This is a genomic window from Mesorhizobium sp. J18, from assembly GCF_007829525.1.
GTDB lineage: Bacteria > Pseudomonadota > Alphaproteobacteria > Rhizobiales > Rhizobiaceae > VLJP01.
On the sequence record NZ_VLJP01000045.1, the window covers coordinates 134669 to 158119 of the forward strand.

Below are 23451 nucleotides of genomic sequence, written 5' to 3' on the forward strand. Positions count from 1 at the left end.
CTCTACCAGGGCAGACGCGGCATGATGCCGAGCGGCAACGGCACCAGGAGAATGCTTCGGAAGACGAAATCGATGATCAAGGCTGCGGCAACGGCGTAGAGGATCGTCTGCCACCAGGGCAGCCGCAGAAGCCGGAAAAGCACGATCAGGATGAGAGTCGTTACCGGAATGAAGCCCACGGGACGCGAAAGCAGAATATAGGCCACCACACACAGAATGGTGATCAGGACAGCGATCATGGCGCCCGGCTTGCGGGTCCATTCCGTTCGCATGATCAGCGGTGCTCCGGCAGAGCGTAATCCGCGTATCAGCATCACGAGCCCGCAAAGGGCAAATCCGACGGCGATGGTCGTTGGAAAAACTGCGGCCCCGAACTTCTGGCCGGGTATGGCAGGAAAGGTCTGGGCATAAAAACCGACCGCCAGCCCGAAGACCAGCAGCAGGACGCCCAACATGGTGTCGCTGAAACGCATCAAGTCCACCTGCAGGTAAAAACCGGCGCGACCATGCAGACAGGAGGTGCCAGACCTCCGCCGCCGGCCGCGCCATGACAAGTTCCGCTATTTTGCCAGTCCTACGGCTTTCATCGTGTTGCCGAGGGCCTGATTGCTTTGGTCCATGAAGCTGGCGAATTCCTCGCCGGCAGCCCAGCGGGTCCCGAAGCCCTGCTTGGCCATGAAGCCGCGATAATCTTCGCTGTCATAGACGGCTTTCAGGGCCTCTATCAGCTTTGCCGAGACATCTTCCGGCAACCCCTTGGGGCCGACAATGCCGCGCCAGGCGCCGATTTGCCAGTCGGAACCGGTTGTTTCCTTCAGCGTCGGCACATCCGGGAAAAGCTGGCTGCGTTCGGGAGCCATGACGGCAAGGGATTTCACCCGGCCTGCCTCGATCAGCGAACGGGCTTCGACGAGCGAGCAAGGCACGATATTGACGCCGCCCGCCACGAGATCCTGCAGCCCCGGCGCGGCACCCTCGCTGGGCACCCAGGACACATTGCCCGGATCGATCCCCTGGTCATTCAGCATGCCGGCGATCGCCAGATGCCAGATACCGCCCTGTCCGGTTCCCGATGCGCGGAAAGACCCTGCCCCGCCAGCCTTGATGGCTTCGAGCAATGCCTCCAGCGTTTCATATTCGGAGTCCGCTGCCACCTGCACGCCAGCGGCATCCTCGTTCATAAGGGCAAGCGGAGTGTAGTTTTCCCATGTCAGATCGGTGAGGCCCTGCCAGTGCATCATGCCGATCTCGACGGTTGCCATTCCCAAGGTGTAGCCGTCCGGTTCCGCCTCGGCGATGGCCGAATGGCCGACGACTCCCGAGCCACCGGTGCGATTGACCACGCTCACAGGCTGACCCAGCTCCTTTTCAAGCAGCGAGCCAATGATCCGGGCCGTGCCATCCGTTCCGCCGCCGGCACCCCAAGGCACGACGATCGTGATCGGCCGGTCGGGGTATTGGGCCATGGCAGGCGATGTTGAAGCAAACGCAGCCGCGATTCCGGCAGCGATCAGTCCCATAAATGATCTTCGAAGCATTCTTCTCCTCCTTCGCTTCAGTCTGAAATTGCCTCCGGCCGGGATTTCACTCCTCCGCAGCCGCTGAACTTATGTCGTCGCCCCCTCGACCAGCTTGAACGCCGTCTCGACGACGGTCGAGGGGGATCCGTCGAGTATCAGTCTGGCGCCGATTTCTCCTACTTCCGCCCGCGGGGTGAGCACCGTGGTCAGCGGTTGCGGCGCAAAGCGACCTATGTCGAGGCCGTTATATCCCATGATGGCAAGCTGCGACGGGACCTCTATGCCCGACGCGATGCAATGGAACAGGCCGCCCATCGCGAAATCGTCATTGGAGAAATAGACCGCGTCGAGCTTCCAGCCGCGTGCGAGCAGACGTTCCAGCGCCGCGCGGCCAGCCTCGGTGGACGACGTGCCGGCGAGCAGCTCCTGGTCGACAAAATCGAGACCATTTTCCGACAACACGGCCCGAAATCCGTTATACCGCTTTGCCGAACGGGGGTCGGTCCCGAAATCCGGCCCGACATAGCCGATCGAGCGATACCCTTTGGCGAGGAGATGCCGCGCGCTGACCGCGCCTGCCTCACGCTGTGAGAAACCGACGACGATGTCGATGCCTTCTCCGTCGGTATCGAAAAGCTCCGCCGTGCGGATGCCGCTGGCGGCCAGCATGGACCGCGTGCGGTCAGTGTGCTCAAGACCCACGATCAGGAAAGCCGCGGGCCGCCAGGCAAGCATCGACTGGATCAGGGCCTCCTCGCGGGCGAGATCGTAGTCGGTCACGCCGATGACCGACTGGTAGCCGACGGGATCAAGCGCCGCGGCCACGCCGCTCAGAAGATCGGGAAAGACGATATTGTGCAGGGAGGGGATGACGATGCCTACGAGATTCGAGCCGGAAGAAGCCAGGGCGCCGGCAAGCCTGTTCGGTACATAGCCCAACCGCTCCACGACCTCCATTACGCGCATTCGCGTCTCTGCCGAGAAGGAGCCGTGATTGCGGATGACGCGCGAGACCGTGCTCATTCCAAGTCCGGCGGCTTCGCTGACTTCACGCAGCGTCACCGACTTTCCTCCCTTGGAACTTCTCGCCGTTTCCGACATGCGCGGCTTTCCCAAAAGCTCCTTCAGCATCCCGCTCAAGGAGGCGGGAGAGAATCGTTCTATACCAAGTTGGCAGCGCTGCCAAATACGGCTTGCCAGGTCATGACCTATGGGTTACCGATTGAAGGCAGCGCTGCCATTCCGGCACAGCGCCCCGCCGAACGGCAAAAAGCCCAAAGCTCAGGGAGGTTGTGTGGACATGAATGAAGCGTCGGCGGACACAGGTGCGGTTACCCTGGTTACCGGTGGCGGCACGGGTGTGGGCCGGGCGATCACGGAAGCTCTCGCCGCGGCGGGCCACAGGCTGGTGATTACAGGCAGGCGCGCCGAGGTACTGGAAAAGGCGGCCGCCGAGATATCCGCCAACGGCCGCACGGTCGTGCCGATTCAGGCCGACATCGCCAATCCTTCTTCGGTGAAGGCGCTTTTTGCGGAGATCATTTCGCGATTCGGGCGCCTGGACGTGCTTGTCAACAATGCCGGCATCAACGCGCCGCCTCTGCCCCTAGAGGAGGTTTCCTTCGACGACTGGAATGCCGTGGTGGCCTCCAATCTTACCGGCGCGTTTCTCTGCACCCAGGAAGCGGTCCGCATCTTCAAGAGCCAGAATCCGCAAGGCGGGCGGATCATCAATAACGGCTCCATCTCGGCAACCACGCCACGGCCGCACTCCGCCCCATATGCAGCCACCAAACACGCGATCACAGGGCTGACAAAGGCCACTTCACTTGAGGGCCGGGCCTTCAATATCGCTTGTGGACAGATCGACATCGGCAATGCCGCCAGCGACATGACGACGACGATCGCGAAGGGCGTCCTCCAGGCCGATGGCCGGATAGCGGCGGAACCCACCATCGACCCGCGTATCGTCGGGGAAGCGGTCGTCTACATGGCGGGCCTGCCGCTCAATGCGAATGTACTGACCATGACAGTGATGGCGAACCAGATGCCGTTCGTCGGGAGGGGGTGAGTTCACAGACGGGCGAAGGGCACGAATCAAGGCCGCGTTCGGAAATTTGGGAGGAGAGTATTTATGGCGTCAGTCGAAATCGCCGACGTGCGCAAATCCTTCGGATCGCATCAGGTGATCAAGGGAGTAAGCGTCGACATAGCGGACGGCGAATTCGTCATTCTGGTCGGACCTTCCGGTTGCGGAAAGTCGACGCTGCTGCGCATGCTGGCAGGGCTGGAGCATATCACCTCGGGCGAAATCCGCATCGGCGAGCGTGTGGTCAACGACCTGCCGCCGAAGGACCGCGACATCGCGATGGTCTTCCAGAACTATGCTCTTTACCCGCATATGACCGTCGCTGAAAACATGGCGTTCTCGCTTGTTCTGAAGAGAGCCTCCAAATCGGAGATCGCCGAACGCGTGAAGCCGGCTGCCGCGATCCTCGGCCTTTCCGATCTGCTCGACCGCTATCCCCGGCAGCTTTCGGGCGGCCAACGCCAGCGCGTCGCCATGGGGCGCGCCATCGTGCGCGATCCGCAGGTATTCCTGTTCGATGAGCCGCTTTCCAATCTCGACGCCAAGCTGCGCGTTTCCATGCGCACGGAGATCAAGAACCTCCATCAGCGCCTTGCCACGACGACCGTCTATGTAACGCATGACCAGATCGAGGCCATGACCATGGCCGACAAGATCGTCGTCATGCATGACGGCATCGTCGAGCAGATCGGCGCGCCACTCGAGCTTTACGACCGTCCCGACAACCTTTTCGTCGCGGGCTTCATCGGCTCGCCTGCCATGAACATGCTCCCGGGCAAGCTCGATCCGAACGATCCGGCCCGTTTCCTGACCAAAGACGGCGTGGCGCTGCCGGTCACGCCGCCGGGGGAAGACGCCAGGGGGCGCGATCTCGTCTATGGCGTTCGGCCGGAGGCGATAGCCCTTGGCGGACCGATCGAGGTGAAGATCGTCGTGGTCGAGCCGACCGGCTCGGAAAGCCAGGTCGTCGGCATGCTCGGCTCAACGGAAATCACCTGCGTTTTCAGAGAGCGGATATCGGCTGCACCCGATCAGGCCATGAATGTCTCGATCGATCCCGCTGCCGTTCATTTATTCGATGCCAAGACGGGGATGCGCCTGGCGGGCTGAAGCGCCGTAAATGACAGCGTGGCGCTGTCGGGAGGATCGCCAAGAGGCGGAGGACCTCTGGTGGAACAAGAAGCGGTGACAAGGAGGCCACCGCGTGACGCAGACGATGCGAACAAAGGAGGAAACGCATGTCTATCAACCGCAGACAGGTAATTGCAGGAACCGCCGGCCTTGCAGCCGCTACCGCTTTGGGCGGCAAGTTCGGCATAGGGAACGCTCTTGCTCAGGACGGAATTCCGACCTTCACTCCGGAGGAAGGGGCAAGCCTTCGCCTCTTGCGCTGGGTGCCCTTTGTCGAAGCCGAGGAAGAGGCCTGGAACGCCAATACGAAGGCCTTCACCGAGGCGACTGGGGTCGAAGTCCGCATCGATCAGGAAAGCTGGGAGGATGTCCGTCCCAAGGCTGCCGTTGCGGCCAATATCGGCTCCGGCCCGGACATGGTCATGGGATGGTTCGATGATGCACACCAGTATCCCGACAAGCTCCTCGACCTCACCGATCTCGGGGTCGCACTCGGTCAGGCTCATGGCGGATGGTATGAGGGGCTGGAAGGCTACGCCAGGCGCGGGGACCAGTTCATCGCCCTGCCGCTTTGCGCTATCGGCAATGCGATCTGTTATCGCCAGAGCCATATGGAAAAGGCCGGTTTCTCGGAATTCCCAAAGGATACGGCGGGATTCCTCGAGCTCTGCAAGGCACTCAAGGCCCAAGGCACACCCGCCGGCTTCCCGCACGGCAAAGCCGTCGGCGACGCCAACAACTATGCCCATTGGCTGCTCTGGAGCCATGGGGGGCAGATGGTCGATGACCAGGGCAAGGTGACCATCAACAGCCCGGAAACCCTGGCGGCCATCGAATATGCCAAGCAGCTTTACGACACATTCATTCCGGGCACGGAGAGCTGGCTCGACATCAACAACAACCGCGCCTTCATGGCAGGCCAGGTGTCGCTCACGGCCAACGGCGTCTCGCTCTACTATGCAGCCAAGAACGACCCGGCCATGGCAGAGATGGCGGAGGACATCCGCTCCGTCACGCTGCCCATCGGTCCAATCGGCAAGTCTGTGGAGCTGCATCAGACCTCGACGCTCTCCGTCTTCAACCACACGAAATATCCGGAGGCGGCGAAAGCCTATCTCGCCTTCATGTACCAGGCCGACAAGATGAATGCCTGGATCGAGGGGGCCAGCGCCTATTGCTGTCAGCCGCTGAAGGCCTTCGCGGACAACCCGGTCTGGACCTCGAACCCGATACACGAGCCATATTCGCATGCTTCGGAGAGCCTGCGGCCCAATGGCTATGCCGGCCCGCTCGGGGCTGCTTCCGCCGGCGTCATGGCCGACTATGTGCTCGTCGACATGTTCGCCGAGGCCGTTACCGGCCAGCGCAGTGCGGAGGAAGCGGCTGCCAATGCCGAGCGGCGGGCGAATCGCTACTATCGCGTCTAGCGGCCGCGAAACGCCACTTCGCCCCCGCGGCGGAGTGGCGACCATTCACCGCCGGCAGTCGAAACCCGTTTGCCGACGGACGCGCCGATAGCGGAGTTTCGTTGCATCATGAATGGAGACCGGTGAAGCATGTCCAGCCATTCCATTGCTGACCAGCCCTCGGTTCAGAACAGGCCGTCCGTGCTGGAGCGGATCGTGCAGAGCCGCAACGGCCTCGGCTTTCTCTTCATGCTGCCTGCAGCGGCCTTTCTTCTCTGCTTCCTGACCTATCCGCTTGGCCTTGGGGTCTGGCTAGGGTTTACCGACACATCCATCGGCCGTCCGGGAATTTTCATCGGGCTCGAAAATTACATATGGCTCTGGAACGATTCCGTGTTCTGGCTGTCGGTTTTCAACACCATGCTCTACACCGTGGTGGCATCGGTGCTGAAATTCGGGCTTGGCCTCTGGCTGGCGCTGATCCTCAACGAGCATATGCCGTTCAAGAATTTCTTCAGGGCGATCATCCTCCTGCCCTGGGTCGTCCCGACGGTTCTGTCGGCTCTTGCCTTCTGGTGGATTTTCGATTCCCAGTTTTCCATCCTTTCCTGGGTGCTGATGGAACTCGGCCTGATATCCGGGCCGATCAACTTCCTCGGCGAGCCCAACAATGCGAGAGCATCCGTCATCGCCGCCAATGTCTGGCGCGGAATTCCCTTTGTGGCCATATCCTTGCTCGCCGGACTGCAGACCATTCCCCAGTCCCTGCACGAGGCCGCAGCACTTGACGGGGCAACGCCCTGGCAGCGGTTCCGGCGCATTACGCTGCCGCTTCTGACACCCATCATCGCCGTGGTGATGACTTTCTCGGTGCTTTTCACCTTTACCGATTTCCAGCTCATCTATGTGCTCACGCGTGGCGGGCCGGTGAACGCGACGCACCTGATGGCAACGCTTTCCTTCCAGCGTGCCATTCCGGGCGGCCAACTCGGAGAAGGCGCGGCGATCGCGGTGGCGATGATACCATTCCTGCTGGCAGCGATCCTGTTCAGCTTCTTCGGCCTGCAACGCCGCAAATGGCAGCAGGGTGGGCGCGATTAGGGAGGACAAGATGAGTCGGAACACAGCCGCGCCCGAGACCGTGCAGGACGACATTGTCGGGATGGAGCAGTACAATACCCTGCCGCGCAGGCTGGTCGTGCTCTATCTGCCGCTTGCGGTTTTTGTTTTCGTACTTCTGTTTCCGTTCTACTGGATGGCGATCACCGCCATAAAGCCCAACCATCAGCTCACCAACTACGAAACCTACAGCCCGTTCTGGGTGGTCGAGCCGACGCTGCAGCATGTCCGTTATCTTCTGTTCGAGACCTCCTATCCGGGCTGGCTTTGGAACACGATGATCGTGGCGGTCTTCTCCACCATCCTGTCGCTGGCGGCGGCCGTGTTCGCCGCTTATGCGATCGAGCGGGTGCGCTTTACCGGAGCGCGCGTGACGGGCCTGCTGATCTTTCTCGCCTATCTGGTACCGCCCTCGATCCTGTTCATTCCGCTCGCCTTCATCGTTTTCCAGGTCGGGATCTACGACTCGCGTCTTGCGCTGATCCTTACTTATCCGACTTTCCTGATTCCGTTCTGCACCTGGCTGCTGATGGGCTATTTCCGCTCCATCCCCTTCGAGCTGGAGGAGAGCGCATTGGTGGACGGTGCCTCGCGCTGGCAGATCCTGACCAAGGTGGTGCTTCCGCTTGCAGTGCCGGGCCTCATTTCGGCGGGGATCTTCGCCTTCACCCTGTCATGGAACGAGTTCATCTACGCTTTGACCTTCATATCCTCCTCGGAAAACAAGACGGTGCCGGTCGGCGTTCTGACCGAGCTGGTGCGCGGCGACGTTTATGAATGGGGAGGTCTGATGTCGGGCGCGCTGATCGGCTCGCTTCCCGTCGTTATTCTCTATTCCTTCTTCGTCGACTACTACGTCTCGTCGATGACGGGAGCGGTGAAGGAGTAGCGTTCAACTTGGGCTACGACAGCACGTCGTAATAGCGCAGGATCCAGGAAATCTGGGCGACCAATGCGAAGCTGACCAGGGCCGCATGGTAACGCCAGTCCCTGACGAACATCGCAATCACCGCGAGCAGAGCCAGAAGCCCCTGGCGGATCGGATACTCGATCCCCAGGGCCTGGAAGTGCGCCGTGCCTTTCAGCAAAGTGTCGACGACGTCGATGGCGAAAAGGCCGGCAAGCAAACCGTAGAACCATTTCTGACGCGAATGGAAATAGTCGGCGAAGCCGGCATAGTCATCCATGCGGTCCGGAAAAAGCATTGCGCAGATGAAGAAGAACAGAGCGGCGTAGCAGATCACGAAAACGTAAAGCGGGAAGGTCCAGCGATCGACATGCACAAGCCCGAACTCGAACCACCAGAAGTGGATGACCGCGGAAAGGAGGAAGGCGACCCAGCCAAGATGAACCGGATAGATCTGGTCGCGGCCGGGATGCTGCACGAAACGCGCAAGACCCGTCAACAGGCGCGTGACGCTGAGCCCCATCACGACCCCTAGAATGATGCGAATATGGACGAATTGATCCGGGTGCGGCGCCGGTGCTTCCATACTCCCTCCTTCGAAGCTCGGAGAGCATAGAACCCCTATAGCGACATGAACATGCCTAGCCTGTCTTCGATTTCATACGATAGCGAAAATCGCAGTGGCTCGCGCCCTTCATGATGGTCTGGGTGCGCGTCAACTCCATGTCGGGATTGTAGCCGATGCAGAAATCGCCATCGCGGTTGCATGACAGAAGATGCCCAATATCGCCGAGGCCCATCTCCTTGTACATTTCCGAATAGCGGCAGCGCGTGACGTTGAAGTCCAGCTTGTCCTTGCTCGCCTCAAGCACTTCGATCTGCAGCGCGTCATCCTTCGTCCACAGAGGCATGATCGCAAGAAAGTCCTCCAGGTCCGGCTTGCGGCCCAGAGCTTCGGCAAATCCTTTGCCGTGCTCAATCGCCGCATTAGTGACTGCCTGACCGATCACGGCCTGCGCCTCCTCCTCGCCGGAGCGCTCGCGGATCACCTCATAGACGTGTTTCAGCACCATGGCCTCGATACGGCGGCGCTGGAGGATCGGCATCTCCTGCATCTGGGCATCTCCCGTCATGTTCAGTCGAGCTTCAATTCGGCGAGATCACGCCGCTTGTACCAGGATAGAATCAGCGGAGCGATCCGCCTCGCAATGGGATGAAACGGGATCGGCTCCGGCTCGGTCAGCGGCAGGGCCAATTCCCTGGCCGGGACGCCGTCCACTGCTGCCGCCAGCTCGCGCCCAAGGGAAACCGAAAGCGCCACGCCACGCCCATTGCAGCCGGTCCAGCTCCAGAGGTCCGGCCCAAGCTTGTGGAAATGCGGAAAGCGGTCCTGCGTGATGCCGATGCGTCCGCTCCATATATGGGTGAACCGCATGCCGGCCAGCTGCGGAAAGGCCTTGCCGATATTCTCGCTGGTGCGGGCGGCCACGCGCGATTCGGCATTGTAGGCCCCGAGGACGGAACCGCCGGTGATCAACCGGTTGCGCGCGTCATAGCGGAAGAAGCGCAGATCCGCGCGCGTGTCGGAAACGGCCTGCCGGCCCGGCACCACCGTCGCGCGCAGATTGTCACCGATGGGCTCGCTCGCCATCTGCCATGACAGGATCGGCACGATGGTTCGAGAGATGCGCGGTTCGAGCCTGTCTACCACGGCATCCGTATAGGCGTTGGTGGCGAGCACCAACGCACGCGCCAGCACTGAGCCTCGATCCGTGCGTATCCGCCAGCCGTCGCGCTCGCGTTCATAGCTGGTCACTGCCGAATTCTCGTGCAAGGTGACGCCTTGGCGCATGCATGCATCAGCAAGGCCGCGTGCCAGCGCCAGCGGATTGATGTGACCGCCAGTCGGGTTGAGCATGCCCCCATACCAGAAATCCGAACCGAGAAGCCGCGCCGTCTCGGCCTTGTCCAGAAATTCGGCAGGCGAGCCATGCCGCCGCCAGGCCTCGACGCGTTTTTCGCTCAGCCGGACGCGGCCAGGTGAATGGGCGGGCTGGAACCATCCCGTCTGTTCCGCCTCGCAATCGATTCCCTCGGCCTCGACCAGCCGGAAAAGCATTTCGGCGCTCTGCCCGATCAGATGGGCGAGCCGCTCGCCGGTCTCGCCAAAGCGCTGAACGAAGGCATCCGGCTCGGCAGCAGACATGGTGGGAATAACCTGGCCGTTGTTGCGGCCGGATGCACCCCAGCCGACCGCCTGCCCTTCGAGAAGCGTCACCTGCCGGCCGCGTTTTGCCAGATGCAGGGCCGTGGAAAGGCCGGAGAAGCCGCCACCGACGACAACGACATCGGCTTCCGCCTTGCCTTCCAGCGGCGGCGCGGGTTGGCGGGGCGGCGTAACGGCGGCCCATAATGAATTAGGCCAATGAACGGCAGTTGTCATGCGCTGTTCCTGAAAGAGACAATCGGCATTTCGTGAGGCATCCAGAACCAGCGCAGGGCTTCCGCTTCGGCATCGAACCTCAGAGGCTCGGCATTCAAGCCGGCGCCTTTGTCGGCCAGCTTCTCTGCCTCCGCCATGCAGGCTGCGAAATCCGGCGCGGCGAATGCCGGCCGTCCGGTAAAGATGGTATCCAGCGTGATCTCCTGGTGCCGGGCCGGGGTCTCCACATTGGCCCGCCAGACACCAGCCTCGGCATCGAGCCGGTACAGAGGCAGGAGATCGGCGCCACGGCGAGCGATGAAAGCAACGGCGGCGGCGATGTAATCTGTCACCTCGTCGGAGAAGACATAGTTGACACCGAGCCGGGCCCATCCCGGCCGGAAGGCGGAAAGCCCCCGCGCTACCGCCCTTTCATGCGCGCGGGCCGTGGCGTCATCTATGCCCAGAAGGGCGTGCCCATACGGTCCGGCACAAGAGCATCCGCCGCGCGCCTGGATGCCGAAAAGATCGTTGAGCAGGGCGACCACAAAATTATGGTGGAGGAAGCGTCCGCTGATCCTGATATTGAAGGAATAAATGCCGACGCGCGGCGCATCGATGGGGCCGAGCCGCTCGATCTCCGGAATCTTGGACCAGACGGCTTCCAGGCGCGCCATCTGCGCCTGTTCGCGCACCTCGATGCGATGCGGTCCTATCCGTGACTTCAATTCAAAGACCATCCCGGCGCGGATGTTTTCCACGATGCCCGGTGTGCCTGCCTCCTCGCGCCGCTGCGGGTCCGACACATAGGTATGGCTGTCGCGCGTGACGTAGCTCACCGTACCGCCGCCGGCGACGGTCGGGCGCGGGCCATCGAACAGTGATTTGTCCGCCACCAGGACGCCGGAGGCGCCGGTACCGCCAACGAATTTGTGCGGCGAGAAGAAGCCCGCATCGATGCGGTCGCCGGCGCCGGGCGCGCTTTCACCCATCTCGATGGGTATATAGGGCCCGCCCGCTGCAAAATCGCAGACGAACAGTGCTCCATGGGCATGCAGCAGCCGCGCAAGGGCTGCGAGATCGCTCTTGACGCCGGTGACATTGGAAGCGGCCGTGAAGGCGCCGATCCTGAGCGGGGCCTCAGCTCGCTCGGCAAGGGCGGTCGCCAGCGACGTCAGGCAGATGCCGCCGGCATTGTTGAGCGGGATGCGCACAAGATCGAAGCCGCTTTCACGCCATGGAAGATCGTTGGAGTGATGCTCGTAGGGCCCGACGAAAACGACGGGGCGCCTGAAACCCCGCATTTGCGCATATTGCTGCAAGGTGCGTACTAGCTTGTCTGCCGCGGCGGTTGCGCCGCTGCCGGTGAATATGACCGCGTGATTCTCGTCCGCGCCTACCGCCTTGCGGATCGCCTGCCTTGCTGCCTCGCGCAGGCGAGTGGTATGCCGCCCTGTATAGGAGGTCTCCGTATGGGTGTTGCCGTAGAAGGGGAGAACCCGGTCGCGGATCGCCCTTTCAATGGGCTCGAGCGCCCGCCCCGAGGCGACGTAATCGGCATAGACGAGAGGCCTTGGGCCGAACGGCCCGGGGATCGCGATCCCCTCGCCTATCAATCCGTCGCGCAGGGTATCGATATCCGGCCAGGTTGAATGTTCCGTCATAGTCATGCCGCTGTCCCGGCAAGGAGAGGAGGTGTCCAGTCCCGTCCCGGGATCGAATCGAGAAGCTTTCTGGTATAGGGATGGCCTGGGTTGGCAAAGACGGTTGCGGTCTCGCCGATCTCGACAATCCTGCCTTTCTCCATCACCGCCACGCGATCGCAAAGCTGGGCGGCAACTCGCAAATCATGCGTGACGAAGAGAAGCGACAGAGAAAGCCTGTCACGCAATTCCGCCAGCAATTTCAGGACCTGCGCCTGAACCGAGACATCCAGCGCCGAGACCGGCTCGTCGGCAACGATAACTTTCGGATTAAGGGCCAGCGCACGCGCTATGCCGATGCGCTGACGCTGGCCACCGGAAAATTCGTGCGGATAGCGCTCGGCCGCAGCCGGGCTGAGTTCGACCAGCGCCAGCAATTCGCGTGCCCGCGAGCGCGCCGCCTCAGGATTCTCGCCATGGACGATCGGCCCCTGCGCAATCAGGTCAACCACACGTTTGCGCGGATTGAGCGATGCCATCGGATCCTGGAAGACCATCTGTATGTCGCGCCGCCTTGCGCGCAGTTCGCCGCGCGTGGCTTTCAGCATGTCGGTGTCTCCGAGCATGACCGAGCCGCCATCGGCGTCGAGAAGGCGCGTGACGCAGCGCGACACGGTGGTCTTTCCCGATCCGCTTTCCCCCACCACGCCGAGCGTCTCGCCTTGCCGCAGTTCGAAGGAAACATCGTCAACGGCGGCGACCGCATTGCGCCGTGGCGCAAGGATACCGCCCCTCGTCTTGAACGTCTTGTGCAGGCCCTCCACGCGCATGACCACCGGTGCGGTGTCGAAACTTTTCGGAGCAGGCGGATTAAGACCCGGGACGGCGGCGATCAAGGCCTGGGTATAGGGATGCCTGGGCCGGTTCAGGACTTCCGATACGGTCCCTTGCTCGACCAGTTCACCCTGCCGGAGCACGGCTACCCGGTCGGCAATCTCGGCCACAACGCCGAAATCATGGGTGATGAAAAGCACGCCCGTGCCGAATTTGGCCTGCAATTCACGGATGAGCTTGAGCACCTGAAGCTGGGTCGTCACATCGAGGGCGGTGGTCGGCTCGTCGGCTATGATGAGCTTCGGCTGCAGGACAAGCGCCATCGCAATCATCACGCGCTGGCGTTGCCCGCCGGAAATCTGGTGCGGATAGGCATTGACGGCCGATGCCGGGTCGGGGATGCGGACCTGCTCCAGTATCTCCAGAACACGCGCGCGCCGCTCCTTGCGCGAAAGCGAGGTGTGGATGCGCAACACCTCCTCGATCTGCCAGCCGACCCGCTTCTGCGGGTTGAGGGCCGTCATCGGCTCCTGGAATATCATTGCCATCCGACTGCCGCGCAGGCTGCGCATCTGCTTCGCAGAAAGTGTGCTGAGATCCTGGCCCTCGAAGCGCACGGTGCCTGCCACCACCCGCACGCGCGGCTCGGGCAAAAGGCGCATGATGGCGCCGGCAGCGAGCGACTTGCCGGAGCCGCTCTCGCCTACGAGACAGACGATCTCGCCGGAACGAACCGTCAAATTCAGGCCGTCGATCGCCAGCGGACGATCCGAACCTTCCGGCAGCGCGATCCGAAGGCTCTCGATTTCGAGGATCGGACTGGTTGTTTCGTGCGCTGTCATGATTTCTTCTGCCGTGGATTCACGGCTTCGTTCAGACCCTCGCCTATCAGGCTGAAGGCAAGCACGGTGAGGACGATGGCGATACCGGGGATGGCTGCGCAATACCAGGCACTGCGCAGGACGGCCTTGCCGGCGCCGATCATGTTGCCCCAGCTTGCGAAATTCGGATCGCCCAGGCCGAGGAAGGCAAGCGCCGACTCCAGCAGGATCGAAATCGCCATGATGACGGAAGCGAAGACGATCACCGGCGGCAGGGCATTGGGAAGTATCTCGCGGAAGATGATGGCAGCGTCGCCGACACCGAGATTGCGCGCTGCCTCCACGAATTCGCGTCCGCGCAGCGAGAGGAATTCAGCTCGCACAAGGCGTGCCGGAGCAGTCCAGGAGACGATGCCTATGGCGATGATCATATTCTGCAGCGACGAGCCGAGAATGGCGACGAGCGCGAGCAGCAGCACGAAATTGGGTATGGTCTGGAAGGCTTCCGTCACGCGCATCAGCACATCGTCGATCCAGCCGCCGAAATAGCCTGAAATGGCGCCGACCAGAATGCCGATGCTGATCGCCACAACGGTCGAGACGATGCCTATCAGAAGCGAAGTTCGCGCACCATGGAAAATCCCGGCAAGGATGTCGCGGCCAAGCTGGTCGGTGCCGAGCGGCGTTGCCCAGTCGGTGAAAGGGGGGACGAGCGGGTCGCCTGCCCGGCGCAGCGGATCGACCGGCTCGACGAAGCCGGCGGTGGCCGCCATGGCAAGCACGATCACCAACAAGACGAGCCCGAGTACCGCGGCCCGGTTGCGCTTGTAGCGCGTCCACATCACGCTCCAGCCGGACGGCGGAGCCGTGCCGATTTCGCTTTCCAGAACGCTCATGTCAGTTCGATCCGCGAATCGAGCCGTGCGTAGAGAAGGTCGATGAGGAAGTTCACCACGATCACCACGATGGAGCTCAGGAAGATGATGCCCATAAGCATGTTCATGTCGCGCTGGATGACGGCCTTGTAGGCCAGCTCTCCAAGGCCGGGCAGAGAGAACACGGTTTCGACGACAACCGAGCCGCCGAGAATGGTCGAGAACTGCACACCAAGCAGGGTGACAACCGGCAGAAGCGCGTTGCGCATGATGTGATGGATCATGAGCCGCCATTCCCCTGCCCCCTTGGCGCGGGCAGTGCGCACATAGTCGAGATCGGCGACCTCGAGCACGCTGGTGCGCATCAGCCGCATATAAAGCGCAAGATAGATCAGCGACAGCGAGGCGGTCGGCATGATCAGATGCAGAGCCACGTCCTTCACATAGTCCCATCCCTCGTAGAAGGACGGGATGGTCTGGATGCCCCCGACCGGCAGCCAGCCGAGCTTGACGGAAAACAGCACGATCATCATCAGCCCCAGAAAGAAGCTCGGCATGGCGTAGAAGACGAGTCCGAGCGTGCTGATGATGTTGTCCGTCAAGGAATAGGCCTTGCGCGCCGCGATCGCGCCGAGCAGAGAGCCGATGCTGACGGCAAAGAAGAGCGAAGAGATCATCAGCAGCAGGGTTGTGCCCAAACGGTCCATGAGCACGGTCATCACAGGCTGCTCATGTACGAAGGACCAGCCGAAGTCGAAGCGGGCAAGCTTCGTCATATAAATCCAGAGCTGCATCAGAACCGGCTGGTCGAGGCCATATTCGGCGCGAAGGCGTTCGATGAACCGGGGATCCGCGCCGCCCATGTCGCCGACAAGCGCGTCGACCGTGTCTCCAGGGGCCAGCTTGAGAAGCAGAAAGGTGCCGACCATGATGATCAGCATGACCGGGATCGCCTGGACCAACCGCCTGAGCATGTAGTTCAACATCGACATTCGCCGGAATTTGCGTCCATCTGTGAGAACCGGCCCGCGCCGACGGCGCAGGCCGGCTCGCCGCTTCTACTGATCCATCCAAAGATCATAGGCCGAGGAAGAATTCCACCGCGGCGTGTTGTGATGGTTCTTGAGGGTCTTGCTGGTGACCGAGATGAAGGGATGTTCGATCGCGAAGATCACCGGCAGTTCCTCCATAGCGAGCTTCTGGATCTCGTGATAGCGCTCGGCCCGTTTGGCTGGATCGAGTTCGGAAGCCGCATCGTCGATCATCTTGTCGAGCTCCGGGTTCTCATAGCCGAACTGGTTGGACCAAGGCGTGCCGACCGGCGCACCGCTGCGCAGCCAGACCATGGTGGAGACAGCCGGGTCGGCGCGGAACTGGTGCCAGCCATTGGCCGTATCGAAGTCGTGGTCGCGATAGACACCGTTGAGGAAGCCGGGCGCATCATTGGTCAGGAGGGTAACCTCGATTCCGATCTCGCGCATGGACTGAGCGAAATATTCCGCCCATAGTTGCGTATACTCACCCCATGGAGCAGGACGATGGCGCAGGCGCAGCCTGACGCCATTCGCGTCGGGCTTGTAGCCGGCTTCGTCCAGCAGCGCCTTGGCCTTTTCCGGATCATATTCATAGGTCCGGACATCATCGGTATAATTGTCTCCACCCGCCGACGGAATGGGGCCGCGGCCCGGCTTGGCGTATCCGCGCATGATCGTTTCGATGGCCCGATCGATATCCAGCGCGTGGTGGATGGCGCGGCGCACGCGCACATCCGCCAGCGCCTTGTTGCGATGGTTGAATTCGATCGTGCTGTGGGCGACGTTGTTCTCGTAGCCTTTCGTGCCGACATCGAAGCGCGGATCTTCCGAAAGCCGGGCTATGTCAGCCATGGAGATGCCGTTGAAGCCCGATTCCTGGATTTCGCCAGCTKCCAGCGCCGCAGCCGCTGCCGAACGATCGGTGATGAAGCGCCATACGATGCGGTCGAGATAGGGATATTCCTCGCCGCGCCAATAGTCTTCGTTGCGTTCGGCGATAACATACTGGCCGCGCACATATTCCACGAACTTGAAGGGGCCGGTACCGACCGGGGCGGCATTGTATGGATTCTGGAGGAGATCAGTTCCCTCATAAAGGTGCTTAGGCAAGGGGTGGCCGAGATCCGGCATCGCCGCCACGAGCAGGTTGAGAGGCATGGGACGCGAATAGCGGAAAACTGCCGTGTGGGGATCCGGGCAGTCGACCGCCTCCAGATTGGCCTGCAGTGTGGAACTGTAGTTCAGAAGCTCCTTCCAGAAATTCATGGCGGTAAAGGAAACGTCGTCGCATGTGAAGGGCTTGCCGTCATGCCACTTGACGCCTTCGCGCAGCTTGAAGGTGATCTCCTTCCCATCGTCGGTACCCGACCACTCTGTCGCCAAAACACCGACATAACCGTCATAGGTGCGGTCGATCAGCGGCTCCACGATCTTGCCGGTTATTTCATAGACGCCGTTGGAAGCACGCAGAGCCGGATTGAGAACCCGTTGCTCCGACACCATGTGATAAAATAGAGTTCCACCGCGCTTGATTTCTTCGTCAGCCGCAATTGCAGGAAGAATCGCGCTGCCCGCTACCATTCCGGCCAAGAGTGATGGCGCAAGCCACCGCGACAGTTTCAACATCGTCCTCTCCATCAAATCCGTTCATGAATGAGATGCTCTGATCGTCGCAATCCTTGCCAGATCAAGTCAACAAAATAAATCCTTATTTTTGACTGTATTGCAAGTTTCATGCTGCAAGATGCCGCGATTTTGAGCATAATGTTCGTTGCATAGGCTTTTGTAAGAGGATCAGATTGCACGACTCTGATTTTGGAGTATCCTGCACTCGAGTGATCCGCATGGAAATCCGTATGCTGATAGCTGAGGGAGATCATGAGCCATCCCGTCGTCGGAATAGATCATTGCTATCTGCTGGTCGAGGATCTTGACCGCAGTCTTGCCCAATTTCAGAAACTGGGCTTCACCCTGTCGCCGCGCGGTCTTCACAGCGCAGCAATGGGTTCCGCTAATCATACGATCATGTTTCCGCAGGACTATTTCGAGCTCCTCGGAATGGTGGCGCCTACGGAGGAAAATGCCGGCAAGCGCGAACTCCTGCGTCGCGATGGCGAGGGGCTTTACGCGATCGCCTGCCGGGCCGGCGACGTCTCCGAGGCAGGGAAGAAGCTGGGCGAGCTGGGGATCGGCACCAACGGATTGCGCAGCTTTGAGCGACCGGTGCCGTTGCCCGGAGGAGGTGAAGGTATTGCCGCCTTTTCCGTTCTCCAGTTCGATCAGAAGGAGGTGCCGGTCGGCATGGCCTTCATGTGCCAGCATCACACGCCCGAGACTGTCTGGCTGCCCGAGCTCCTGGCCCATCGCAACGGTGCGAAAGGATTGGCCGGCGCCGTTGCTGCTCCGGCCGATCCGGAACAGGCGGCCAGGAGTTATGCCCGCCTGTTTGCCGCCGGAAAAGTGACCGAAGTCGAGGGAGGCTGGCAGGTATCTACCGGTTCGGCGCCTCTCACCTTCGTTTCGCGGCAGACAATGGACCAGCGCTATGAAGGCGTAGACCTGTCCGCGACGCCCAAAAACGCTTTCGCCGTTCTGCAGATCGCGGTCGACGATCTCGACAAGGTGCGGCGCGTGCTTGACGAGGAAAATGTCCCGGCCTTTCCGACCGGCCTTGGCATCGTGGTTGCGCCCGCCTATGCGAGCGGTGCAGGCATAGAGTTCATCGAATCATGAGCGACGGCGGCGGTGACCAATCCAAGCCCGCCGCGAAGATTTCGCCCGGAGGGCGCGGGCTCGATGAAATCGACAGGAAGATCCTCGACATCCTCCAGCGGGATAGCGACCGTGCGGTCAGCGCCATTGCGGAGGAGGTAAATCTTTCTTCCACGCCCTGTTGGCGACGCATAAAGCGGCTGGAGGAAAGCGGAATCATCAAGCGACGTGTGGCTATCGTCGATCGGCGGTTGATGAATGTCTCGATGACCATCTTCATAGGCATCAAGGCGCCGCGCCATGAGATGAGCTGGCTCAACGCTTTCCGCTCTCTCATCGAAGAAATCCCGGAAGTGGTCGAAGCATATCGCCTGACCGGCGCGACAGACTATGTGATCAAGGTGGTTGTGCCCGATATCGAGACCTATGATGCGGTCTACAAGAAAATGATCTCGAAACTCGAATTTTCCGAGATCAATTCGTCGATCAGCATGGAGGAGATGAAATTCACGACGGCTGTGCCGACATCCTATAGCTGAGAGCTGAGCTTCACAGCGCTTTGACGGCCACGACGGCATTGGTGCCGCCGAAGGCGAATGCATTGCTGATTGCCGCGCGCACCGTGCGGCTGCGGGCTTCCAGCGGCGTCACGTCGAGATCGCAATCGGGATCGGCTTCGCGATAGCCGGCCGTTGGAGGAACGATCCCCTCTTTCAACGCCATTACACAGGCGATGAGCTCGATCGCGCCGGAAGCGCCCAGGCAATGGGCATGCATGGATTTTGTCGACGAAACGGAAAGTCTGCCGGAATATTCGCCGAACACCTGCTTGATCGCCGCAGTCTCGATCTGATCATTGGCCTTCGTGCCCGTCCCGTGGGCATTTATATAGTCGACATCCTCGGGCTTCAGCCCGGCGTCGCGAAGGCATGCCTTCATGGCATTGGCAGGCCCTTCGATGGTCGGAGCCACGATGTCCGCCGCATCGGCCGACAGTCCGACGCCGGCCAGCTCCGCCAGGATTGGTGCGCCGCGGGCTTCGGCATGCTCCTGCGTTTCAAGCACGGCCATGCCGGCTCCTTCGCCGAGAACCAGCCCCAGCCTGTCGGCTGAAAATGGACGGCAGGCATCTGGCGCCAGGACGCGCAGCGCCTCCCACGCCTTCAGCACGCCATAGATGAGTGGCGCATCTGTACCGCCCGCAAGCATGACGTCTGCGCGCCCCATGCAGAGCTGGTCAACCGCCACGGCAAAGGCATGGTTGGCCGAAGAACAGGCGGAAGTGGCGCCAAAGACAGGCCCTTTCAGCCCGAACTGCATGCTGACCTGGCCGGCCGGTGCGCCGGGCATGACGCGCGGCACCGTAAAGATGCCGGCCCGCGTCTTGCCTTCGAGAAGGATGGAGCGGTAATTGTCCTCGATTGCCTGCCAGCCGCAGACGCCGGTCCCGACGATGGCGCCCGTGCGCTCGGCGTCCAGCGCCTCTGCCGACAGGCCGGCATTCTGCAGCGCCTCTCCCGCCGCGATCACCGCCAGCAGACTGTAACGATCCATCGTCACCAGCCGCTTGTGATCCATGCCATGATCCGGTAGCGCCTTGATTTCGGCTCCGATACGGTTTTTCAGATCGTGGAGCTCGGTGGTTGTGATTTCGCCGATAGCGGCACGGCCGCCACGCATCGCCTCCCATATGACGGTGGAACTGGTTCCTAGAGCGCAGATGCCGCCGAGCCCGGTTATGACGATCCGCGGCCGGGCCATATTAGGACTTGGCGTCGATAAGTCCGCGGACGGCCTCTACGATGTCGCGGATCGTGTGGAGGTTTTCCCAAGCTTCGACCGTGTTCATTTCCACCTGAATGCCAAATTCATCTTCGATGTCGAAAATAATTTCGGTCAATTCCAGCGAATGGATCCCCAGATCCGTCAGCTTTGTCTCCATGGTCACTTCGTTGGGATCCCCTGCCGCATGCGTCCTGATCTTCTCCAGAACGAGCTCTCCGATCTTGTCGCTCTTGCTTTCTATCCGCATGCGGAAATCCCAGTTTCTCCGGCGGCACCGCGCGACCCGGCACCGAACGCGCGCCGGATTGCATCGTTCCTCACGGGCTATAAGAAACCAATTGTGGCGCAGGAACAAGCCGCCCCGGTGGAAACAGAGGCGGCTCACTCGACAACAAGGGATATCGCCGCTGACGCGGATCGTCATGCGATCGGGAAATTACGGCAGAACGATTGAAACGTGGGCCCAAGGAAAAAGACTTACTGGGAAGATGGGTCCTTGCCGGCCACGAAGATGGTCACCGATTCGTTTTCACCGAACTCCAGGGCCACCACGTTGCGCAGCAGAACCTGTCTTGAATCGACGGCGTGGAAGAACATCGCGCTTCCTTCTATGGCTTTGCGAAGGTCTTCGATCTGAGCTCCATGCTTTTCGATAGCCGTCTGGACCTCCGAGCCCTTCTCGTCCAGGTCTGGCAGGAAGACGATATCGACCTCGTTTACGTTAAAGGCCTTGCGGACAGCAGGAATGGTCTGACCCGTATTCTCGATGGCTGCTATGACCCGATCCGGATCGTTCTCGACGCGCTTTTCCTCTGTCTTGACGTCGGAGCCGATGATGGTGTCGATAGCCTCCGTGTTGTCCAATCCCTGGGCAAGCAACGGCATCTGCGGCGCGACCACCGCAAGAAACGCGGCGGCTGCCACAATAAGCATCCACTTGACGTCCGCAATCGCGGGGAACACGGCTTCGCTTGTCACACCAGCGGTCATACAACCCACTCCTTCCAGTCTTCCGGATTCTGCCAGGCGGCCATTGCATAGCACAATGACCTGCCCGAGGTGAAAGTTCCCACTATTGTGTAGCGCAACCTTGCACTCGATATGACGCCATCAAGGCGTCGGGCTTCGTAAACATGGCTGTTGGCCTGCAAGCCAAGGGACGCGCTCGCCGGCTTAGATGACAATGTCCGCCGGTCGTCGCTTCGCCAGAACAAGATCGACATTCGACATGTCGTTGGACGAAACCCAGACACGCCCCTCGGCCTCGGATTTGCCGTGCTCACGCCAACGTTGCAGCAGGCGACGCTCGAGCTCGTCACGCGGTACGTCTAGAAAGACCGTCACGTCGAACAGTTCCTCCAGCGAATCCCAAGGCGAATCGTCGAGCAGGAGATAGTTGCCTTCCACGAGCACGATGCGGGTGTCTGCTCCGATGACATCCGCCGCCGACCTCGCGATCTCGATATTCCGATCGAAGACGGGTATAGCGATCTCGTCCTCGACCGACCGTATCCGCCTGAGCAGGTGCCTGAAACCGGCGAAATCAAAAGTATGAGGGGCGCCCTTGCGCGAGCGCCAACCGCGCGCCTCCAGAAGGGCGTCATCGAAATGAAAGCCGTCCAGACCAAGAACCGCGGCAGTCTGCCCGCCCCCTGCTACGGCGTCGCGGATGGAAGCCGCGAGGGTGGTTTTTCCCGAACCCGGAGGACCGGCAATGGCGACAACCATACGCCTGGCGCTGTGGCCGCGCCGGAATATTTCGGCTGCGATGTGTCCGATCTCCGACACCTGCACCTCCCTCAGGATCTCATAGGCTCGCCAAGACTTTCCGGGCTGCCTTTTCTCGTCAAACCCTCACGGGACAGGCAAGTTCCTTCGAGGCAGGATCTCCCTGAAGATCGATCCTAAAACGCCTTGAACGTCAGAGTGGTCAGAGACCGTATTATGCCAGCGACATTGGCGACATTGTCATTGATGAATTTGCCGATATCGACGCCGTCCTCGATATAGATCTTCATGAGCAGATCATAGTCGCCGCTGGTCGAATAAAGCTCCGACGCGATCTCGCGCTTGAACAACTCGTCGGCGACCTCATAGGTCTTGCCTGGCTGGCATTGCAACTGGACGAATACGGCTCTCATGACTTCTCCTTGCGCGAAACGAGATTCCGCGCATCGCTTCAGCCTGTCAACAGCGTTCGCGTCAAGGGGTGATCGGGATCGGCGAGACCATCGATCACATTGAAATGGTGCCGGTCAGGCTCCTCGACCACGGCGATCGATGCACCAAGCCCAATCCATATATTGGCCAGCAATGCGTTCTGGCGAATGAACTCTGCTCGCTCGCCGGCCCCGACCCAGCATGTAAGGCGTGCATTCGGGAGCGGCTCCAGCAAGGCCGGGCTCTCCACCCGGGCCTCTTCTTCGGCGAGGCCCAGCGTTGCATTCATCGCCGTCCGCATAAGCGGTCGCAGGTCGTGCACGCCGGAAATGGAAACCGTGTTCACGATCCGGTCGCGCACCGGTTGCGATAGAGGCGAAGAGGCACAGATCATGCGCGTGGCAAGGTGACCGCCGGCGGAATGGCCCGTCAGGAATATCGGCCCGCCGATACGGGCTGCAACGGTTTCGATCGCGCTGCCAATCTCGGCGGTAATGCCCGATATGCGGATATCGGGACAAAGCGTGTAGCCGGGCATGGCTACGGCATAGCCTCTTTCGACTGCGCCAGCCGCAAGATGCGACCAAAGGCTTTTGTCGAGCCGCATCCAGAACCCTCCATGCACGTAGACGACCAGACCTTTCGGGGCGCCTACCGGCAGAAAGAGGTCAAAGCAGTTGCGTGGCCGCTCGCCATAGGCGATGTCGATTTCCGCCCGTCCTGTTGCGATCAGGCGTTCGCGATAAGCCCGTGACGGTTCCGCCCAGGCCGAAGGCCAGCGTTCACCCTGCGGAATATTGATGCCGTTGGCATAGGCATCGTCCCAATCGCTCACCTGTCGATGGATCAAGGCCGAACCTCCCGTCTCGCAACCTGATTTCCCATGCATAAGGGCTTGTGATCCGGCTGTCATCCCGCGCAAGGACAAAATACTTCAACCTTAAAATTTCATGCTTGAAATATGTTCGGCACGGTGCGATGCTTCGACAGGTC

24 protein-coding genes are annotated in these 23451 nt (G+C 61.0%); 7 read left to right on the forward strand and 17 right to left on the reverse strand.

Annotated features, from left to right (window positions below; all coding sequences use genetic code 11):
• Window positions 1-2: 2 nt before the first annotated feature.
• From L598_RS15895 to L598_RS15905, 3 genes are all read right to left on the reverse strand, one after another.
• Entirely contained in the window at window positions 3-473 is a 471-nt protein-coding gene (locus L598_RS15895; RefSeq protein WP_144864085.1) for a tripartite tricarboxylate transporter TctB family protein, read from the reverse strand.
• Window positions 474-560: 87 nt separating this feature from the next.
• Window positions 561-1538 (reverse strand): tripartite tricarboxylate transporter substrate binding protein, encoded by a 978-nt coding sequence (locus L598_RS15900; RefSeq protein ID WP_144864087.1) that lies wholly within the window; start codon window positions 1536-1538, stop codon window positions 561-563.
• 69 nt (window positions 1539-1607) lie between these two features.
• Window positions 1608-2621: a LacI family DNA-binding transcriptional regulator gene (locus tag L598_RS15905; RefSeq protein WP_144864089.1), complete on the reverse strand. Its 1014-nt coding sequence runs from the start codon at window positions 2619-2621 to the stop codon at window positions 1608-1610.
• Window positions 2622-2820: 199 nt separating this feature from the next.
• On the opposite strand from L598_RS15905, the gene L598_RS15910 reads away from it, so the two are divergent.
• From L598_RS15910 to L598_RS15930, 5 genes are all read left to right on the forward strand, one after another.
• Window positions 2821-3591 (forward strand): SDR family oxidoreductase, encoded by a 771-nt coding sequence (locus L598_RS15910; RefSeq protein WP_144864091.1) that lies wholly within the window; start codon window positions 2821-2823, stop codon window positions 3589-3591.
• Between the two features lie 63 nt (window positions 3592-3654).
• Complete coding sequence (gene ugpC / locus L598_RS15915; protein ID WP_144864092.1) at window positions 3655-4719, forward strand: sn-glycerol-3-phosphate ABC transporter ATP-binding protein UgpC; 1065 nt, start codon at window positions 3655-3657, stop codon at window positions 4717-4719.
• A gap of 128 nt (window positions 4720-4847) precedes the next feature.
• Window positions 4848-6167, forward strand: a complete 1320-nt coding sequence (locus L598_RS15920; RefSeq protein ID WP_144864095.1) for an extracellular solute-binding protein — start codon at window positions 4848-4850, stop codon at window positions 6165-6167.
• 129 nt (window positions 6168-6296) lie between these two features.
• A complete protein-coding gene (locus L598_RS15925) occupies window positions 6297-7247 on the forward strand; it encodes a sugar ABC transporter permease (protein ID WP_144864097.1) in 951 nt (316 codons plus the stop codon).
• 61 nt (window positions 7248-7308) lie between these two features.
• A complete protein-coding gene (locus L598_RS15930; RefSeq protein WP_246658786.1) occupies window positions 7309-8154 on the forward strand; it encodes a carbohydrate ABC transporter permease in 846 nt (281 codons plus the stop codon).
• Window positions 8155-8167: 13 nt separating this feature from the next.
• On the opposite strand, the gene L598_RS15935 is transcribed toward L598_RS15930, so the two are convergent.
• The 8 genes from L598_RS15935 to L598_RS15970 form a co-directional block, all read right to left on the reverse strand.
• Window positions 8168-8758 carry a hypothetical protein gene (locus tag L598_RS15935; RefSeq protein WP_144864100.1) on the reverse strand — a complete coding sequence of 197 codons (591 nt, stop codon included), beginning with the start codon at window positions 8756-8758 and terminating at the stop codon, window positions 8168-8170.
• A 55-nt stretch (window positions 8759-8813) separates the two neighbouring features.
• On the reverse strand, window positions 8814-9287 hold the full coding sequence (locus L598_RS15940; RefSeq protein ID WP_144864102.1) for an L-2-amino-thiazoline-4-carboxylic acid hydrolase: 474 nt from the start codon (window positions 9285-9287) through the stop codon (window positions 8814-8816).
• A gap of 20 nt (window positions 9288-9307) precedes the next feature.
• On the reverse strand, window positions 9308-10615 hold the full coding sequence (locus tag L598_RS15945) for an FAD-dependent oxidoreductase (RefSeq protein WP_144864104.1): 1308 nt from the start codon (window positions 10613-10615) through the stop codon (window positions 9308-9310).
• On the reverse strand, window positions 10612-12264 hold the full coding sequence (locus L598_RS15950; RefSeq protein WP_210245008.1) for an aminotransferase class V-fold PLP-dependent enzyme: 1653 nt from the start codon (window positions 12262-12264) through the stop codon (window positions 10612-10614). The genes L598_RS15945 and L598_RS15950 overlap by 4 nt, the downstream gene beginning before the upstream one ends.
• Entirely contained in the window at window positions 12261-13913 is a 1653-nt protein-coding gene (locus L598_RS15955) for an ABC transporter ATP-binding protein (RefSeq protein WP_144864105.1), read from the reverse strand. The genes L598_RS15950 and L598_RS15955 overlap by 4 nt, the downstream gene beginning before the upstream one ends.
• Window positions 13910-14734, reverse strand: coding sequence for an ABC transporter permease (locus tag L598_RS15960; protein WP_144864156.1), 825 nt, complete (start codon window positions 14732-14734; stop codon window positions 13910-13912). Before L598_RS15960 ends, L598_RS15955 begins: the two co-directional genes overlap by 4 nt.
• Before the next feature lie 50 nt (window positions 14735-14784).
• The gene (locus L598_RS15965; protein WP_144864106.1) at window positions 14785-15759 is read right to left on the reverse strand and encodes an ABC transporter permease; all 975 of its coding nucleotides are present in this window, start codon (window positions 15757-15759) and stop codon (window positions 14785-14787) included.
• 66 nt (window positions 15760-15825) lie between these two features.
• Window positions 15826-17382: an ABC transporter substrate-binding protein gene (locus tag L598_RS15970; RefSeq protein ID WP_348642768.1), complete on the reverse strand. Its 1557-nt coding sequence runs from the start codon at window positions 17380-17382 to the stop codon at window positions 15826-15828.
• 297 nt (window positions 17383-17679) lie between these two features.
• Here L598_RS15970 and L598_RS15975 point away from each other — a divergent pair, with 297 nt between their 5' ends.
• Both L598_RS15975 and L598_RS15980 read left to right on the forward strand, forming a co-directional pair.
• Window positions 17680-18534: a VOC family protein gene (locus L598_RS15975; RefSeq protein ID WP_144864110.1), complete on the forward strand. Its 855-nt coding sequence runs from the start codon at window positions 17680-17682 to the stop codon at window positions 18532-18534.
• Window positions 18531-19052, forward strand: coding sequence for an Lrp/AsnC family transcriptional regulator (locus L598_RS15980; RefSeq protein ID WP_144864111.1), 522 nt, complete (start codon window positions 18531-18533; stop codon window positions 19050-19052). Before L598_RS15975 ends, L598_RS15980 begins: the two co-directional genes overlap by 4 nt.
• A gap of 10 nt (window positions 19053-19062) precedes the next feature.
• On the opposite strand, the gene L598_RS15985 is transcribed toward L598_RS15980, so the two are convergent.
• From L598_RS15985 to L598_RS16010, 6 genes are all read right to left on the reverse strand, one after another.
• Window positions 19063-20274 (reverse strand): beta-ketoacyl-[acyl-carrier-protein] synthase family protein, encoded by a 1212-nt coding sequence (locus L598_RS15985; protein ID WP_144864113.1) that lies wholly within the window; start codon window positions 20272-20274, stop codon window positions 19063-19065.
• A gap of 1 nt (window position 20275) precedes the next feature.
• A complete protein-coding gene (locus L598_RS15990; RefSeq protein ID WP_144864158.1) occupies window positions 20276-20545 on the reverse strand; it encodes an acyl carrier protein in 270 nt (89 codons plus the stop codon).
• A gap of 230 nt (window positions 20546-20775) precedes the next feature.
• On the reverse strand, window positions 20776-21288 hold the full coding sequence (locus L598_RS15995; RefSeq protein ID WP_246658782.1) for a hypothetical protein: 513 nt from the start codon (window positions 21286-21288) through the stop codon (window positions 20776-20778).
• 183 nt (window positions 21289-21471) lie between these two features.
• Window positions 21472-22086 (reverse strand): nucleoside triphosphate hydrolase, encoded by a 615-nt coding sequence (locus L598_RS16000; RefSeq protein WP_144864115.1) that lies wholly within the window; start codon window positions 22084-22086, stop codon window positions 21472-21474.
• A 116-nt stretch (window positions 22087-22202) separates the two neighbouring features.
• The gene (locus tag L598_RS16005) at window positions 22203-22439 is read right to left on the reverse strand and encodes an Lrp/AsnC ligand binding domain-containing protein (protein ID WP_144864117.1); all 237 of its coding nucleotides are present in this window, start codon (window positions 22437-22439) and stop codon (window positions 22203-22205) included.
• A 38-nt stretch (window positions 22440-22477) separates the two neighbouring features.
• Complete coding sequence (locus L598_RS16010) at window positions 22478-23308, reverse strand: alpha/beta hydrolase (protein WP_144864120.1); 831 nt, start codon at window positions 23306-23308, stop codon at window positions 22478-22480.
• Window positions 23309-23451: the final 143 nt, after the last annotated feature.

Excerpts from the sequence above, each read along its gene's own strand:
- L598_RS15895 (WP_144864085.1), bottom strand. The coding sequence starts at position 473 with ATGCGTTTCAGCGACACCATGTTGGGCGTCCTGCTGCTGGTCTTCGGG.
- L598_RS15900 (WP_144864087.1), bottom strand. The coding sequence starts at position 1,538 with ATGCTTCGAAGATCATTTATGGGACTGATCGCTGCCGGAATCGCGGCT.
- L598_RS15905 (WP_144864089.1), bottom strand. The coding sequence starts at position 2,621 with ATGTCGGAAACGGCGAGAAGTTCCAAGGGAGGAAAGTCGGTGACGCTG.
- L598_RS15910 (WP_144864091.1), top strand. The coding sequence starts at position 2,821 with ATGAATGAAGCGTCGGCGGACACAGGTGCGGTTACCCTGGTTACCGGT.
- ugpC (WP_144864092.1), top strand. The coding sequence starts at position 3,655 with ATGGCGTCAGTCGAAATCGCCGACGTGCGCAAATCCTTCGGATCGCAT.
- L598_RS15920 (WP_144864095.1), top strand. The coding sequence starts at position 4,848 with ATGTCTATCAACCGCAGACAGGTAATTGCAGGAACCGCCGGCCTTGCA.
- L598_RS15925 (WP_144864097.1), top strand. The coding sequence starts at position 6,297 with ATGTCCAGCCATTCCATTGCTGACCAGCCCTCGGTTCAGAACAGGCCG.
- L598_RS15930 (WP_246658786.1), top strand. The coding sequence starts at position 7,309 with ATGGAGCAGTACAATACCCTGCCGCGCAGGCTGGTCGTGCTCTATCTG.
- L598_RS15935 (WP_144864100.1), bottom strand. The coding sequence starts at position 8,758 with ATGGAAGCACCGGCGCCGCACCCGGATCAATTCGTCCATATTCGCATC.
- L598_RS15940 (WP_144864102.1), bottom strand. The coding sequence starts at position 9,287 with ATGCAGGAGATGCCGATCCTCCAGCGCCGCCGTATCGAGGCCATGGTG.
- L598_RS15945 (WP_144864104.1), bottom strand. The coding sequence starts at position 10,615 with ATGACAACTGCCGTTCATTGGCCTAATTCATTATGGGCCGCCGTTACG.
- L598_RS15950 (WP_210245008.1), bottom strand. The coding sequence starts at position 12,264 with ATGACTATGACGGAACATTCAACCTGGCCGGATATCGATACCCTGCGC.
- L598_RS15955 (WP_144864105.1), bottom strand. The coding sequence starts at position 13,913 with ATGACAGCGCACGAAACAACCAGTCCGATCCTCGAAATCGAGAGCCTT.
- L598_RS15960 (WP_144864156.1), bottom strand. The coding sequence starts at position 14,734 with ATGTGGACGCGCTACAAGCGCAACCGGGCCGCGGTACTCGGGCTCGTC.
- L598_RS15965 (WP_144864106.1), bottom strand. The coding sequence starts at position 15,759 with ATGTCGATGTTGAACTACATGCTCAGGCGGTTGGTCCAGGCGATCCCG.
- L598_RS15975 (WP_144864110.1), top strand. The coding sequence starts at position 17,680 with ATGAGCCATCCCGTCGTCGGAATAGATCATTGCTATCTGCTGGTCGAG.
- L598_RS15980 (WP_144864111.1), top strand. The coding sequence starts at position 18,531 with ATGAGCGACGGCGGCGGTGACCAATCCAAGCCCGCCGCGAAGATTTCG.
- L598_RS15985 (WP_144864113.1), bottom strand. The coding sequence starts at position 20,274 with ATGGCCCGGCCGCGGATCGTCATAACCGGGCTCGGCGGCATCTGCGCT.
- L598_RS15990 (WP_144864158.1), bottom strand. The coding sequence starts at position 20,545 with ATGCGGATAGAAAGCAAGAGCGACAAGATCGGAGAGCTCGTTCTGGAG.
- L598_RS15995 (WP_246658782.1), bottom strand. The coding sequence starts at position 21,288 with ATGACCGCTGGTGTGACAAGCGAAGCCGTGTTCCCCGCGATTGCGGAC.
- L598_RS16005 (WP_144864117.1), bottom strand. The coding sequence starts at position 22,439 with ATGAGAGCCGTATTCGTCCAGTTGCAATGCCAGCCAGGCAAGACCTAT.